At 42.5% G+C, this 15480-nt stretch carries 11 protein-coding genes, 2 tRNA genes and 1 rRNA gene; 9 read left to right on the top strand and 5 right to left on the bottom strand.

Translation table 11 applies throughout. The features are described from left to right. Positions 1 to 21 precede the first annotated feature (21 nt). The 4 genes from F885_RS21040 to F885_RS05650 all read right to left on the bottom strand — a co-directional run bounded on the left by F885_RS21040 (position 22) and on the right by F885_RS05650 (position 4411). Positions 22 to 198, bottom strand: coding sequence for a hypothetical protein (locus F885_RS21040; protein WP_005320042.1), 177 nt, complete (start codon positions 196 to 198; stop codon positions 22 to 24). Next, on the bottom strand, positions 182 to 1339 hold the full coding sequence (locus tag F885_RS05640; RefSeq protein ID WP_005320040.1) for a PepSY-associated TM helix domain-containing protein: 1158 nt from the start codon (positions 1337 to 1339) through the stop codon (positions 182 to 184). Before F885_RS05640 ends, F885_RS21040 begins: the two co-directional genes overlap by 17 nt. A 243-nt stretch (positions 1340 to 1582) precedes the next feature. Then, positions 1583 to 2140 carry a VTT domain-containing protein gene (locus F885_RS05645; protein WP_004803355.1) on the bottom strand — a complete coding sequence of 186 codons (558 nt, stop codon included), beginning with the start codon at positions 2138 to 2140 and terminating at the stop codon, positions 1583 to 1585. Positions 2141 to 2482: 342 nt separating this feature from the next. After that, positions 2483 to 4411 (bottom strand): ATP-binding cassette domain-containing protein, encoded by a 1929-nt coding sequence (locus F885_RS05650; RefSeq protein WP_005320038.1) that lies wholly within the window; start codon positions 4409 to 4411, stop codon positions 2483 to 2485. Between the two features lie 212 nt (positions 4412 to 4623). On the opposite strand from F885_RS05650, the gene F885_RS05655 reads away from it, so the two are divergent. The 5 genes from F885_RS05655 to erpA all read left to right on the top strand — a co-directional run bounded on the left by F885_RS05655 (position 4624) and on the right by erpA (position 9804). Next, complete coding sequence (locus tag F885_RS05655) at positions 4624 to 5631, top strand: putative solute-binding protein (RefSeq protein ID WP_005320036.1); 1008 nt, start codon at positions 4624 to 4626, stop codon at positions 5629 to 5631. A gap of 197 nt (positions 5632 to 5828) precedes the next feature. Next, positions 5829 to 6830, top strand: coding sequence for a putative solute-binding protein (locus F885_RS05660; RefSeq protein WP_005320034.1), 1002 nt, complete (start codon positions 5829 to 5831; stop codon positions 6828 to 6830). A 216-nt stretch (positions 6831 to 7046) separates the two neighbouring features. Further along, complete coding sequence (locus F885_RS05665) at positions 7047 to 8054, top strand: putative solute-binding protein (protein WP_004803364.1); 1008 nt, start codon at positions 7047 to 7049, stop codon at positions 8052 to 8054. A gap of 288 nt (positions 8055 to 8342) precedes the next feature. Next, the gene (locus F885_RS05670) at positions 8343 to 9347 is read left to right on the top strand and encodes a putative solute-binding protein (RefSeq protein ID WP_004803366.1); all 1005 of its coding nucleotides are present in this window, start codon (positions 8343 to 8345) and stop codon (positions 9345 to 9347) included. Positions 9348 to 9468: 121 nt separating this feature from the next. Then, a complete protein-coding gene (gene erpA, locus F885_RS05675) occupies positions 9469 to 9804 on the top strand; it encodes an iron-sulfur cluster insertion protein ErpA (RefSeq protein ID WP_005186235.1) in 336 nt (111 codons plus the stop codon). Positions 9805 to 9853: 49 nt separating this feature from the next. Here erpA and F885_RS05680 read toward each other — a convergent pair whose 3' ends face one another. Beyond that, positions 9854 to 10987 carry an anhydro-N-acetylmuramic acid kinase gene (locus F885_RS05680; protein WP_004803368.1) on the bottom strand — a complete coding sequence of 378 codons (1134 nt, stop codon included), beginning with the start codon at positions 10985 to 10987 and terminating at the stop codon, positions 9854 to 9856. A 61-nt stretch (positions 10988 to 11048) separates the two neighbouring features. Here F885_RS05680 and tyrS point away from each other — a divergent pair, with 61 nt between their 5' ends. The 4 genes from tyrS to F885_RS05700 all read left to right on the top strand — a co-directional run bounded on the left by tyrS (position 11049) and on the right by F885_RS05700 (position 14584). Then, positions 11049 to 12281: a tyrosine--tRNA ligase gene (gene tyrS / locus F885_RS05685; protein ID WP_085946073.1), complete on the top strand. Its 1233-nt coding sequence runs from the start codon at positions 11049 to 11051 to the stop codon at positions 12279 to 12281. Positions 12282 to 12779: 498 nt separating this feature from the next. Next, positions 12780 to 14317 (top strand): 16S ribosomal RNA (locus F885_RS05690). 59 nt (positions 14318 to 14376) lie between these two features. Further along, positions 14377 to 14453, top strand: a tRNA-Ile gene (locus F885_RS05695). Positions 14454 to 14508: 55 nt separating this feature from the next. Beyond that, positions 14509 to 14584 (top strand) — tRNA-Ala (locus tag F885_RS05700). The last annotated feature ends 896 nt before the right edge of the window (positions 14585 to 15480 follow it).

Below are 15480 nucleotides of genomic sequence, written 5' to 3'. Positions count from 1 at the left end.
ATCAATACCCAACAAAAGAGCTTATCTTCTACCGTGTTGTAAAAGATAAGCTCTCCATCCTGCAACTAACAAGGGCAGCAGGGTGATGATCAAAAAAATAACATCTGCAATACCATCCATCAGCAGCATGCCAACAATTCCTAAAATACTGCATAAAGCCAACAGCCATACGATACTTAACTTATTCCACAGTTGCATTGTTGATTCCTTTTAAGCCTTTTTGTTGGCGTTTTGCCCACCATAACCATGCGCCATTTAAAGTGATAAATAAGGTGAGTAAGGTACATAGACTCCATAAGATCTTTAGGGGCATACCACCGTAATTGCCAAAATGCAGCGGTTGTGACAGTAAAATGGCTTTCAGATAGGTGGGTAATTCTTCAACCGTATCGACTCGTCCTGTTTCTGCATTGACCAAGGCGACTTTTAGCATCTTCTCTTTTAAGCCCTCATTGCCTTGCAGTAACACCATATAGTGACCTTGGGTGGCGTATTCTGTTTTTGGGTAGAACACACTGGTAGGGTGCCAATCTGTTTGACCTTTCTGAGCGGCCGCATAGACCTGATCAATGCTTAAATTTGGATGAATCACACGGGCATGCTGATATTTGTCTTGCAGGGCTTTCAGTTCAGTCATTTGCCAAACTCCAATCGCAACCGTACCAAAACCCAGTAGAAATCCAGTTAAGGTCACTACCAAGGCCCAACCGAGGATTGCAGAGCCAATTAAATTATGTAGGTCGAGCTGTAATAGTCGCTGACCCTTTCTAAAACGAAGAATGCCCAAAAAGAATTTTTTCACATAAGGCGCATAGACCACCAAGCCAGAAACCAAAGATAAGAACACTAACAAAGCAATCAGTGCCCCGATCAATTGTCCAATAAAACCTAGAAACCAGTTGGCATGCAGTTCCAGTAAGAAGCCAGTCAAAGTATCTCGTTCATTTGGTCGATCAATTAGCGTTGCAGAACCAATATCTGCAAACAGCCAACGTGCTTGTTCAAAGCTTTGTTCAGGTTTCGCCATCCCGATAAGGAGTACACCAGGATGATGCTCAGGGTCATAGCCTGTACTGATAATCTGCTCGGTAGGGTAGGTTCTCTGTGCGGTCGCGATTGAGTCGGTTAGCGGTCGTTGCTGTTGTAAAGAAGAATGTAGAGCCGTAGGCTCGACCCCAAGTGCATGATCAATCTCTTCATGGAAAATCAGAATGACCCCAGTGATGGATAAAATCGCAAAGGGCACCACAATCACCAAACTGACCCAGCGATGAATCCATAGGTTAATGCGAAACCAGCGCGAGTTGGTTTTTTTAATGGCAGTTGCTGTTTGCTTCATAACTGATTTTCCAATGAGGCTGAGAACATTGGCTTCCTTAAGATTTGTGTTTTTATGAAGTGATTTTATTTTTATTGATAATTATTTTCATTATTATTTACTATTGTTTTTTACGTTCCACGTGAAACCTTAGACTGAATAAAATGATTAAAAAAAGGTAGTCGATGAAATCGCCTACCTATCAATGATCTATTTAAGCTTGAAATGAATGAATAATCAGATTGCTGTCAGCAAAAGAGCTTGTTAATTTTCGACAAAGTCACTCACTTGAATCAACGCATGACCAAACAAGTATCCAGCAGTGACGAGTACGCTGATCCACAGTAATGCACCCAAGATGTTATAAATAACGAAATGGCTATAATTCATGTTGCTTGAACCTGCTGCTAAGGGCGCAAATGAACGGGCAAACGGAATAAAACGAGCCAATAGGATGGTTTTCCCCCCGTGCTTTAAGAAAAACACATTGGTTTTTTGCAAATATTCTTGCTTAATAAAGCGTGATTTAACATTGAAAATACGATCGCCAAAATGACGGCCTATATGGTAATTCACCATATAGCCCAGTGCTGCTGCAAAGAACAGTAAGCTGATCATATAACCAAGATGCATGATTTCAACCACAGAGCATAATGCACCAACAGTGAGTAACAGACTGTCTCCGGGTAGGAAGAACATAAAAACAAAAGCGGTTTCTGAAAAAATAATCAGAAAAAGGATAAAATAAATCCATAAGCCATATTCTTGAACCAAGACCGGTAGAATATGTTCAAAATTAAAAATAAAATCTAAAGAATTCATTCAGTTTGTATGATCCAAAATAGAGTACTCACCAAATTAAAGTACAAAAAATGTGAAATGAATTTAACCCTCAGGATTCATTCGTCACTTATAAATTTACAACAGTGGCAGCTGAGTATATCGAGCCTGAGCCTAAAGCTCAATTTTCTCAGAAAATTCCAATTTTTACCTTATCTTAAATTCTCGACAAATTCATGACATTTTTCATGCTATTCATAGTGTTTTTAAGTATCCAAAGCATCTTTTAAGGCCATAAATGGGATGCTTCTGTTTAAATAAATGACCTTAAACATTGTGATTCATACACACTCAAACAGAGCTGTGTATGAATCAGCTGGCAGCTTAATCTGCAAAAGAGCTTTCCAGCTCTTCAAGTTCCATCATCAACTCTAAAAGCTGTTCTTCATGCTGTTCTAATTTCACTTTCAGCTCATTTTGCTCATTCATTAGCTTGATCAAATCATTTTTGCGGTCGGCCTCATACAAGGCACTATCTGCTAAAGCATGTTCAATTTCAGCTAAGCGTGGCTGAACCTTTTCAATTTGAGCTTCGACTTTTTCGATATTTTTACGAATTGGACGCGTCATTTCACGGCGACGAGCTGCTTCTTTACGTTGCGCTTCCTTATCTACTTTTGTGACAGGGGCTTGGCTGGTTGTACTTTGCTGTTGTGATGCATTTTGTGCATTGATCTGTTCTTGGCGCGCTTCACGTAACCATTTGGCGTAGTCTTGTAGATCACCTGCAAATTCTGTGCATTGACCTGCATGCACTAATAACAAGTCATCACAGACACTGGCAATCAATTGGCGTTCATGTGAAACCAGCACCACCGCACCATCAAAGTCCTGTAGTGCCATGGTCAGTGCCAGACGCATATCCAAGTCTAAATGGTTGGTTGGTTCGTCCAGAATCAAGACATTGGGACGTTGCCATACGATCAGTGCTAGCGCCAGACGTGCACGTTCACCACCAGAGAAGCTCTCACATGGCGTATCCATACGTTCGCCACTAAAGCCAAAACTGCCTAAAAAGGCACGTAAAGCAGCTTCACTGATGTGCTTGTCGGCAATACGTGCCAATTGCAGCATTGGGCTGGCATGGGCATCCAAGGCATCCATTTGATGCTGAGCAAAGTACCCAATATTGAGTAGTTCAGAGGCTTTATGTTCACCCGCCAGTAGTGGCAGATCTCCGACAAGAGTCTTGATTAAGGTTGATTTACCTGCACCATTCATCCCGAGTAAACCAATACGTGAACTTGGGGTGATTTGCAGACGAATTTTTTCAGCAATGATTTTATCGCCGTAACCAATTGTAGCCGCATCCAAGCTCAGTAGAGGTGAACTCATTTTGGTTGGTTCACGGAAGCTGAAGGTAAATGGGGTATCAACATGTGCTGGTGCCAGTTGTTGCATACGCTCAAGCTGTTTAATTCGGCTTTGTGCCTGGCGGGCTTTGGTAGCCTTGGCTTTAAAGCGGTCAATAAACTTTTGTAGATGCGCACGCGTTTCTTGCTGCTTCTCAAAGGCTTGTTGTTGCTGGGCTAAGCGTTCGCTACGGGTGGTTTCAAAGGTGGAATAATTACCGGTATACAAGGTCAGTTCTTGATTTTCAATATGTAGAATATGATCGGTAATCGCATCCAAGAAATCTCGGTCATGTGAAATCAGGACCAATGTACCTTCATAAGCTTTGAGCCAGTCTTCTAACCACAAGATCGCATCCAAGTCCAAATGGTTAGTCGGTTCATCCAGTAATAGCAGGTCTGAACGGCTCATAAGGGTGCGCGCCAAGTTCAAACGCATGCGCCACCCGCCCGAGAAGCTGGCGACATTTAATTTTAATTGATGATCGAGAAAACCTAGACCTGCCATCAATTGTGCTGCTTTGGCAGGCGCTGCATAACCATGGATCTCATCAAAACGGCCATGCAGTCGAGCTAAATCATCATTACTGAGTTGATCTGGATGCGCTAATTTTTCTTGAATGTCCCAATATTCTTCATCACCAGACAAAACAAAATCAATTGCTGGCATTTCCAAGGCTTTAATTTCTTGCGCCATATGCGCCACAGTCCAGACCGCGGGGCGGGTTAGATTGCCCTCATCTGCAACCAAGTCTCCTAAGAATGCAGCGAATAGAGTCGATTTACCTGCACCATTCACGCCTGTAAGACCAATTTTCCAGCCCGGATGAAGCTGCATTGAAGCTTTTTGGAATAAAACTCGCCCACCACGGCGTAATGAAACTTGGTCAAATTGGATCATGAGCATGCAAAATAGCGAATAGATAGCTGCATTTTAAGGTGATCGCCCATGAATGCAAATTTTTATATTTAAGATCAAGTTGTTCGAATTGAGCTGATCAATCAATGATAAAGCAGAGTAAAAGCTCTATTTTTGTGACGCGAATCAGATTATTATTTAAATTATATGAAAAATAAGCAACAAGATTAAAAGTAGCAGCATAGGATTTAAGGATGAACAAGGGAATTCTTGCATTGGGGGCAATGCTGGTGTTGGGGACCTATACAGAAACACATGCAGAGACCAAAATTTGTGTTTTTGATTTGTTGGGGAAATCAGGAGAAGCCTATAAGGCCATGGAAGAGTGGGCCTTGGCTGCTAAAGCATGGCGTGGTGATACCTTTCTGATCAGCTATCAGAATGAAGCGCTGGCAGAAAATGACTTTGAACAAGGCAAATGCGATGGAGTCTATATGACTTCGATGCGTGCGCGCCGTTATAACAAATTTGCAGGTTCGATTGATGCCATTGGGGCGGTACCAAGCTATGCGATTGCACAGAAAGCGATTAGCTTTGCTTTGGACAAGCGTAATCAACGCCGTTTGCTCAGCACCGTTGATAATGAAAACTATGAAGTTGCTGGGATTTCGCAAATTGGTTTGGCCTATATTTTTGTTAAAGACAAGAAGATGAATACCATTGAGCAAATCAAAGGGAAAAAATTTGCAGTACTTGGCTATGACGAAGCACAAAAGATCGTGGTGAAAAGCCTAGGTGGACAAGCCGTACTTGCGGATATCTCTGATATCGCCAAAAAGTTTAATACTGGTCAGGCCGATATTATGGCGGCACCTGCTTATGCCTATAAGCCTTTAGAATTATCAAAGGGGTTGGGAAATGAGGGCGCGATTATTACGTTCCCTGCCGTGAATATGACCATGGACTTGATCATCCGTCCTGAAAAATTCTCCAGTAATTTTGGTCAAAACTCTCGCGCATGGTTTCTGAGCCGTCTGAATACAAATTTCGCACTGATCCAGCGTCTTGAATCAGAATTGCCAGCCAAATACAAAATCAACCTCAGTAACGAGGATAAAACCCGTTATCAGCAAATCTTGCGTGAGGCACGTATGGGATTGACCAAGCGTGGTATTTACGATGCCAGCATGATGAGTGTACTGAAACGCGCGCGTTGTACGGTAGACCGAACCAATTTTGAATGTAGCTTGGGCGGTGAGTAAATCGGGATTACAGGGCATGTTTTCTCGTTGACTCGTGCCTAGCCATCTCGGGATTTGATTCTGTGATGCAGATGGGGAAAACAGATGAAAACCCGACATATGTATATAAAAGCGCTATTCTTTTGGTCAAAATCTGACTATATTGAATAAGCGCTGATGGAAAATTGTGCAAAAATAGCAAAGTAAGGGAAAACAAGATGAAAAAAGGACTTTGGGCATTGAGTGCTACAGCTCTATTTGTCATGAGCACTCCTGTACAGGCAAAACAACAAATTTGTGTTTTTGATTTATTGGGTAAGGCTGGGGAGTCTTATAAACTGATTGAGGAATGGAAGCTGGCTTCTAAAACATGGCAGGGCGATGTTGAACTAATTCCTTATCAAGACGAAGAAAAAGCGGAAAAAGATTTTGATGCAGGCAAGTGTGATGGGGTCTATATGACTTCGATGCGTGCCCGTAAATATAATAAATTTGCAGGTTCAGTCGATGCTGTTGGGGCTGTGACCAGCAACGCCATTGCGCAAAAGGCGATTACCTATGTACTGGATAAACGTAATCAGCATCGTTTAACGGCAACGATGAACGGTGAGAAATTTGAAGTTGCGGGTATTATTCAAGTTGGATTGGCTTATATCTTCGTTCGAGATAAAAAAATAGATACCATTGAAAAAGCCAAAGGCAAAAAGTTCGCTTATTTACATTACGATCAAGCGCAGAAGGCCATTGTTGAAAGTATCGATCTGGTTGCTGTGCCATCGGATATTTCTGATTTTGTGAAAAAATTTAATAGCGGACAGGTGGATGTGATTGCAGCACCTGCTTATGCGTATAAGCCTTTAGAAATCAGTAAAGGCTTGGTCAATGGTGCATTGTTTAATTTCCCTGTGGTGAATATTACCGGTGACCTGATTATTCGTCCTGCGCAATTCCCAAGTGGTTTTGGAACCCAGTCTAGACAATGGTTCGTGAATAAACTGCCGAGTAACTTTGCCATGGTGCAGCGTTTAGAAGCGGGAATGAATGCCAAAAAGATTACTTTGACCAATGAAGATAAAACCCGTTATCAAAAAATGTTACGGGATGGACGCATGAATTTAACCAAGCAAGGCGTATATGATGCGAGTATGATGAATGTGTTGAAGCGTGCCCGTTGTACGGTTGAACGGACCAACTTTGAGTGTACTTTGAGTGGTGAATAAAAAAGGAGAATAACTGAATAGATCTAAATCTATACATAAAATTAGGTATATATAACAAAATTGCCTATGAAAATAATAGAAATAGATAAAAGAGGGTAAAAAGTAAACAATCTAGTCATAAAAATAGAGTATAAGCTCTATTTTTTTTCAAGAAACATGATTAATATTTGCTTCGAACAAGGAGACAAACATAAAGTTTGTGAAAGGATGAAAAATATGAAAAAAATTGCACTTGCTCTTGCAGCAACTTCGATCTTTGGTGTGTCTGCTTCTACTCAAGCAGCAATAGATGTATGTGTATTCGACTTATTAGGAAAGTCAGGTGAATCATACAAAATGATGCAAGACTGGGCACTCGCAGCGAAAGGCTGGGGCGCTGATGTCAACTTACTTGCAATCACGGATGAACAGGTTGCAGACAATAACTTTAAAGCGGGCAAATGTGCTGCTGTTGCGATGACAGCAATGCGTGCTCGTCCATATAACAAATTTGCAGGTTCAGTCGATTCATTGGGCGGTGCACCGAGCAATGAAGTTGCACAACGTGCGATTACTTATGTATTGGATGCACGTAATGCAGCCAAAATGACCACCAATTTAGGTGGTAACAAGTATGAAATCGGTGGTATTGCACCATTAGGCGCTGCTTACATTTTCGTACGTGACAAGAGCATTAACTCAATTGAAAAAGCAGCGGGTAAAAAATTCGCGGTATTGGGTTATGACGATGCACAAAAAATCATGGTTCAACGTGTAGGCGCGCAAGCGGTACTTTCTGATATTTCTAACTTTGCTGCTAAATTTAATAACGGCCAAGTCGATATGGTCGGTGCACCTGCTTATGCTTACAAACCATTAGAATTAAGCAAAGGCTTAGGTTCAAATGGTGCAATGTTTAACTTCCCAGTACTACAAGTGACTGCGGATCTTGTTCTTCGTCCAGAGAAATTCCCTGCTGGCTTTGGTCAAAAATCTCGTGATTACTTTGTGAAGCAACTTCCAAAAGCATTCGCTATGATCAAACGTTATGAAGCTGAAATTCCGGCCAAATACAAAATGAACTTGAGTGCCGAAGACAACTTGAAATATCAAAAATTATTACGTGATGGTCGTATGGATCTGACTAAACGTGGTATTTACGATGCAAGCATGATGTCTGTATTGAAGAAAGCACGTTGTTCAGTCGACAAAGCAAACTTTGAATGTGCATTACCGGGTGAATAATCCTGAATCGCCATAATCAAGACTTAAAGCCTAGATTTATCTAGGCTTTTTGTTTTTTTGCAGATGTCATTTAAGCCATTGTGTTGATTGGCAAAGCTGGTAATTATATTAAAATATAAAAACCAAATCGAATCTGGAAGATTTAAAAGATGTTTCAATCAGGATGATTAAACATGACTGTATTAAAACATTGATTCATTGGTAAACCCTATTTAAAGCTATACCGCCAGTCTTTTGATGTTGGATGGGATGCAACAACAGTCAGCATAGATGCAAAGGAAAAATAAAATGCAATGGTTTAAAACTTTATTACTTGCGACTGGGATCGCCGCGGTATCTGCAGGCACTCAGGCAAAACAAACAATTTGTGTATTTGATATCGTGGGCAAAAGTGGCGATGTTTATGCATTAATGAAGGATTATCAACTTGCTGCAAAAACTTGGGGCGCTGATATTGAGCTTAAAGTTGGAACCAATGAAGCGGTCATTGCAGAAGACTTTAAAGCAGGAAAATGTGATGGCGTGAGTATCACAGGAATGCGTGGTCGTCAGTTTAACCAATTTACGGGTTCATTAGATGCAATCGGGGCGATTACCGACCTTAAATTGGCCGTTAAAGTGATGCAGGGTTTAGCCAGCCCAACCTTTGCCAAAGCGATGGTGAATGGAAAATATGAGGTGGTTGGTGTTATTCCTGTGGGTGATGCCTATTTATTGGTGAATGATCGTAATATCAATACAGTTGCCAAGGCGGCAGGTAAGAAAATCGCCGTTTTAGATTATGACGAAGCCCAAAAAATTATGGCTTCGCAAGTCGGTGCACAAGCGGTCAGTTCGGATATCACCAACTTTGGTGCGAAGTTTAACAATGGTCAGGTGGATATTATTGGTGCACCAGCCGCTGCCTTTAAACCTTTAGAACTGTATAAGGGCTTGGGAACCAAAGGTGCGATTGTGAATTACCCAATTTTACAAGTAACTGGTAATTTAATCATTCATCCGGATAAATTCCCTGCCGGTTTTGGTCAAAAGTCAAGAGAATGGGTGAAAGCACAATTGCCGCGTGCATTTACCATTCTTGGAAAAATGAAAGCAGACATTCCACAAAAATATTGGATGGAAGTTCCTGCTTCTGACAAACCGGGCTATCAAAAATTAATGCGTGAAGCGCGTATTAATCTGACCGCTAAAGGAATTTATGACAAGCGCATGATGAAATTGTTATGGCAATTCCGTTGCCGTGAAGATGCCAAAAACTTTGAATGCGGTTTACAGGATGAGAACTACAAATAATCGTATAAAAAGTCTTTAACAGCACTTTAAACTTCAAATACAGACCCGATATTGAATATGCTATACTGAATATCGGGTCTTTTATTTATTAAAGACGAAGTGAAGTCGAGGAAAGTCCATCATGAACGCCCAAGCTCTAGAATTGTCAGATAATGCTGCCAAAAAAGTTCGCCAACTACGCGAAAGTGAAGGCAATAACGACCTTATGTTACGTGTTTATGTAACGGGTGGTGGTTGTTCAGGATTCTCTTATGGCTTTAATTTCGCTGAAAGTGTCAATGAAGATGATGCTGAGTTCATGAATGGTGATGTAAAAATGTTGGTGGATTCTTTGAGCTACCAGTATTTGATCGGCTCAGTTGTTGATTATCTTGAAGGACTTGAAGGTTCACGCTTTGTCATTCAGAACCCGAATGCGACCACAACTTGTGGCTGTGGTTCATCATTCTCAATCTAACAGATTCTAGATATAAAAAAAGCTTCTCCGATTGAGAAGCTTTTTTGTTTTATACCGTGGTTATTGTTCCGAGGATACGATCACCTGCTGCACCCGTCACTGCAGGTAAATTGCCACTCAATTGTTGTACGAAGCGCATAGCCAACCATGCAAAAGCAGTTGCCTCTACCCAAGTTGGTGCTAGACCCAGCGCATCCGTGGTTTGCACTGACCAATTATGTTTACGTAGGCGCCAACGGAGTTGTTCAAGTAAATGTGAGTTATAGGCACCGCCACCACAGACATAGATTTCACCTGTCGGCATCCATTCCTTGCTACGATAAATTGCTTTTTTAATCGCACGTGTGGTGAGTTTCATTAAGGTCGCTTGAACATTCTCTGGCGTATCTTCCAGTTCATCATATTCCAGATCATTGCGCCAATCGCTGAGCTGCTCATCCAACCATTCTAAATTAAAGTCTTCGCGACCTGTGCTCTTCGGTGGTTCTTTGGCAAAAAATTCATGATTCTGTAGACGATCCAATAAAGAACGAATTGGATTGCCATATGCCGCCCAGTCGCCATTTTCATCATAAGGATGTCCAGTATGGCGATGACACCACGCATCCATCAAGATATTGGCAGGACCGGTATCAAAACCATATACGCCGTTTAAATCATTTGCAGGCAACATGCTGACGTTTGCAATACCGCCTAAATTTAAAATGACACGGTGGATACTGTCATGAAGGAATAACGCTTGATGGAAGGCGGGTACCAAAGGTGCACCTTGGCCACCTGCTGCCATATCACGACGACGGAAATCAGATACTACAGGCAGTTGCGTGATTTCGGTAATGATATTGGGGTCACCAATTTGTAAGGTAAAACCATGCTCAGGACGATGGCGAATGGTTTGCCCATGTGAACCGATGGCTTTAATTTGAGTGCGATCTAAATTATTCTTTTCAATCAGTTCATTAATGCCATGCCCAATCATTTGCGCTAAAGCAACATCAGCTTTACCCATACGATCAATTTCATTGTCATCAGGCAGTGTCAATGCCATCAACTCATCGCGTAATTCAAGTTCAAAAGGCACAGTCAGCGTGGCATGCAGTGTTAAAGGGTCGAATGAAGTTGCAACAATATCAACACCATCCATGCTCGTGCCTGTCATTACACCAATATAGATCGCGCTCATATACAACTTATCCTGCAAGATGCTGAAAAAATGTTAGTATATCGCACAAATTGAATAACTGATGTGTTTAGGTTTTGTGATGTCAAATTTCTTGCCAGCCGAAGAACAGCTTGCTCTCATTCAACGAGGCACGCACGAGATTATCTCTGAAGAAGATTTACTGAAAAAACTGAAAGAGAATCGTCCACTCCGTGTAAAAGCAGGCTTTGACCCAACGGCTCCAGATTTACACTTAGGACATACGGTTCTAATTAATAAATTAAAAACCTTCCAAGATTTGGGACATGAAGTTACCTTCTTGATTGGTGACTATACGGCCATGATTGGTGACCCGTCTGGGAAAAGCGCAACACGTCCGCCGTTGTCACAAGAGCAAGTAATTGCCAATGCAAAGACCTATCAAGAACAAGTTTTTAAAATCTTAGATCCGAATAAAACCAAAGTCCGTTTTAACTCGGAATGGTTTAATCAAAAATCTGCGGCTGATCTGATTCAATTGGCGAGCCAGCAAACCGTATCACGTATGTTAGAACGTGATGACTTTACTAAGCGCTATAACAACCATCAACCGATTGCAATTCATGAGTTCTTGTATCCATTGGTACAAGGCTATGACTCGATTGCACTTGAGGCAGATGTCGAGTTAGGTGGTACAGACCAGACCTTTAACTTGTTAATGGGTCGTACCCTACAAGGTCGTTACGGTCAAGAATCACAAGTCTGCATCACTGTGCCGATTCTTGAAGGTCTAGATGGCGTCAATAAGATGTCTAAATCTTTAGGCAACTATATTGGTGTATTTGACACTCCCGGTGCGATGTACCAAAAAATCTTGTCGATGCCAGATAGCTTGATTGAACGTTATTTTGATTTACTGAGCTTTAAGTCACTTGATGAAATCAAAGTATTGCTTGATGAAATGGCAGCGGGTCGTAACCCACAGGAAATCAAACGTATCTTGGCGCTTGAGTTGGTTGAACGTTTCCATGATGCAGAAGCAGCTGAAAATGCACATAAGAGTGCAGGTAACCGTGTAACTGAAGGCGAAGTACCAGAAGATACCCCAGAAGTGACCATTTCTCGTGGCGAATTTGGTGGTGAGTTATTTATTGCAACCATTCTTCGTGTTGCAGGCTTGAATCCGAATGCAGCAGCAGCGAAAGACGCCGTGGGTCGTGGTGCAGTAAAAGTTGACTGGAATGTGGTTGATATGAGCTATTCTGTAAAAGAGAATGTCACTTTAATCATTCAATCAGGTAAAAAAGCCATTGCACGAGTGACTTTCACTGACTAAATCGAAATGAAAATAATAAAAAGCAGGCCATGAGCCTGCTTTTTATACGTAAATAGCTGATAAAAACAACGAAAACACTGATTTTGTAGAAAAAAGAAACATGCAAAAGAAAATAATAAAAAAGGGGGTTGTGTCTGATGTGAAATGCTGTAGAATGCACATCCATCGGCGGTGATGCAGATAAAAACTTGTTGAGAAACAAGGATTTGGCTAAAGTGGTTAGATTCTTGAGTTGATTGATAAGTTTGCTAAATATCTAAATTACCTGTTGACTTTTAAGAAATTGAGAGTAATATAGCCGACCTAGCTTGATGATGACGAATCATCGAGAAGATCATTAAGAGAATAGAAGAACAACTTGTGTGGATTTTTACTGGTTGATCAATCGAAAATATTTCATTGATTGAATGGTAAAAATTTCTCGAAGTTTATTTGAGCGAATTTTTAGTCAGAAAATTGATGAGCCAAGATTTGTAGCCATAAGCTACTAATGATTTTAAACTGAAGAGTTTGATCATGGCTCAGATTGAACGCTGGCGGCAGGCTTAACACATGCAAGTCGAGCGGAGTGATGGTGCTTGCACTATCACTTAGCGGCGGACGGGTGAGTAATGCTTAGGAATCTGCCATTTAGTGGGGGACAACATTCCGAAAGGAATGCTAATACCGCATACGTCCTACGGGAGAAAGCAGGGGATCTTCGGACCTTGCGCTAAATGATGAGCCTAAGTCGGATTAGCTAGTTGGTGGGGTAAAGGCCTACCAAGGCGACGATCTGTAGCGGGTCTGAGAGGATGATCCGCCACACTGGGACTGAGACACGGCCCAGACTCCTACGGGAGGCAGCAGTGGGGAATATTGGACAATGGGCGGAAGCCTGATCCAGCCATGCCGCGTGTGTGAAGAAGGCCTTTTGGTTGTAAAGCACTTTAAGCGAGGAGGAGGCTACTAGTACTAATACTACTGGATAGTGGACGTTACTCGCAGAATAAGCACCGGCTAACTCTGTGCCAGCAGCCGCGGTAATACAGAGGGTGCGAGCGTTAATCGGATTTACTGGGCGTAAAGCGTGCGTAGGCGGCTGATTAAGTCGGATGTGAAATCCCTGAGCTTAACTTAGGAATTGCATTCGATACTGGTCAGCTAGAGTATGGGAGAGGATGGTAGAATTCCAGGTGTAGCGGTGAAATGCGTAGAGATCTGGAGGAATACCGATGGCGAAGGCAGCCATCTGGCCTAATACTGACGCTGAGGTACGAAAGCATGGGGAGCAAACAGGATTAGATACCCTGGTAGTCCATGCCGTAAACGATGTCTACTAGCCGTTGGGGCCTTTGAGGCTTTAGTGGCGCAGCTAACGCGATAAGTAGACCGCCTGGGGAGTACGGTCGCAAGACTAAAACTCAAATGAATTGACGGGGGCCCGCACAAGCGGTGGAGCATGTGGTTTAATTCGATGCAACGCGAAGAACCTTACCTGGTCTTGACATAGTAAGAACTTTCCAGAGATGGATTGGTGCCTTCGGGAACTTACATACAGGTGCTGCATGGCTGTCGTCAGCTCGTGTCGTGAGATGTTGGGTTAAGTCCCGCAACGAGCGCAACCCTTTTCCTTATTTGCCAGCGGGTTAAGCCGGGAACTTTAAGGATACTGCCAGTGACAAACTGGAGGAAGGCGGGGACGACGTCAAGTCATCATGGCCCTTACGACCAGGGCTACACACGTGCTACAATGGTCGGTACAAAGGGTTGCTACCTAGCGATAGGATGCTAATCTCAAAAAGCCGATCGTAGTCCGGATTGGAGTCTGCAACTCGACTCCATGAAGTCGGAATCGCTAGTAATCGCGGATCAGAATGCCGCGGTGAATACGTTCCCGGGCCTTGTACACACCGCCCGTCACACCATGGGAGTTTGTTGCACCAGAAGTAGGTAGTCTAACCGTAAGGAGGACGCTTACCACGGTGTGGCCGATGACTGGGGTGAAGTCGTAACAAGGTAGCCGTAGGGGAACCTGCGGCTGGATCACCTCCTTAACGAAAGATTGGTGACCGGTAAGAATCCACAACAAGTTGTTCTTCGAAGATGTATCTGAGGGTCTGTAGCTCAGTTGGTTAGAGCACACGCTTGATAAGCGTGGGGTCACAAGTTCAAGTCTTGTCAGACCCACCAAATCTGATTGCAGTAGCTTAGATTGAAAGATATGTCGTTCATTAAGTGATAAGCTGGGGACTTAGCTTAGTTGGTAGAGCGCCTGCTTTGCACGCAGGAGGTCAGGAGTTCGACTCTCCTAGTCTCCACCATGTACTTTACGGAGTACAAGCTAAGAAGATTATAGAGTTTAGTGAATACAGTCTAATTTGACTGGTTTATTAATCTCTGTGATTTATCACAGTTTACTACTCACCGACGAGGTGGTAGTTAATCATTAACAGATTAGAAAATTGAGTCTGAAATAAATTGTTCAAACTCGATTAAATATAAGCTTAACAAGCAATTGTTAAGAAGATATTTAATCTGAGAACTAGCAAAAACACTGAATCAAGCGTTTTGGTATATGAATTTAGATTGAAGCTGTATGGTGATTAAGTTCACAGACAACGAATAGTAGCAATTAAGTTTGCAACGATAACACTCACTTGTATGTGTTAACGACTGTTTGGGGTTGTATAGTCAAGTAATTAAGTGCATGTGGTGGATGCCTTGGCAGTCAGAGGCGATGAAAGACGTAATAGCCTGCGATAAGCTCCGGGGAGGCGGCAAATATCCTTTGATCCGGAGATTTCTGAATGGGGGAACCCACCCGCTATAAGGCGGGTATCATAAGCTGAATACATAGGCTTATGAAGCGAACGAGGGGAAGTGAAACATCTCAGTACCCTTAGGAAAAGAAATCAATTGAGATTCCCTTAGTAGCGGCGAGCGAACGGGGAGCAGCCCATTAAGTTGTGTGTGTTCTAGTGGAACGCTCTGGGAAGTGCGAACGTAGAGGGTGATATTCCCGTACACGAAAGGGCACACACAATGATGACGAGTAGGGCGAGGCACGTGAAACCTTGTCTGAATATGGGGGGACCATCCTCCAAGGCTAAATACTCCTGACTGACCGATAGTGAACCAGTACCGTGAGGGAAAGGCGAAAAGAACCCCTGTGAGGGGAGTGAAATAGATCCTGAAACCGCATGCATACAAGCAGTGG

Origin of the sequence: Acinetobacter higginsii (genome assembly GCF_000369845.1) — a bacterium.
GTDB classification, from domain to species: Bacteria; Pseudomonadota; Gammaproteobacteria; order Pseudomonadales; family Moraxellaceae; genus Acinetobacter; species Acinetobacter higginsii.
The sequence above is the reverse complement of the archived record's forward strand: the minus strand, read 5'-3'. Positions and strand labels throughout refer to the sequence as shown.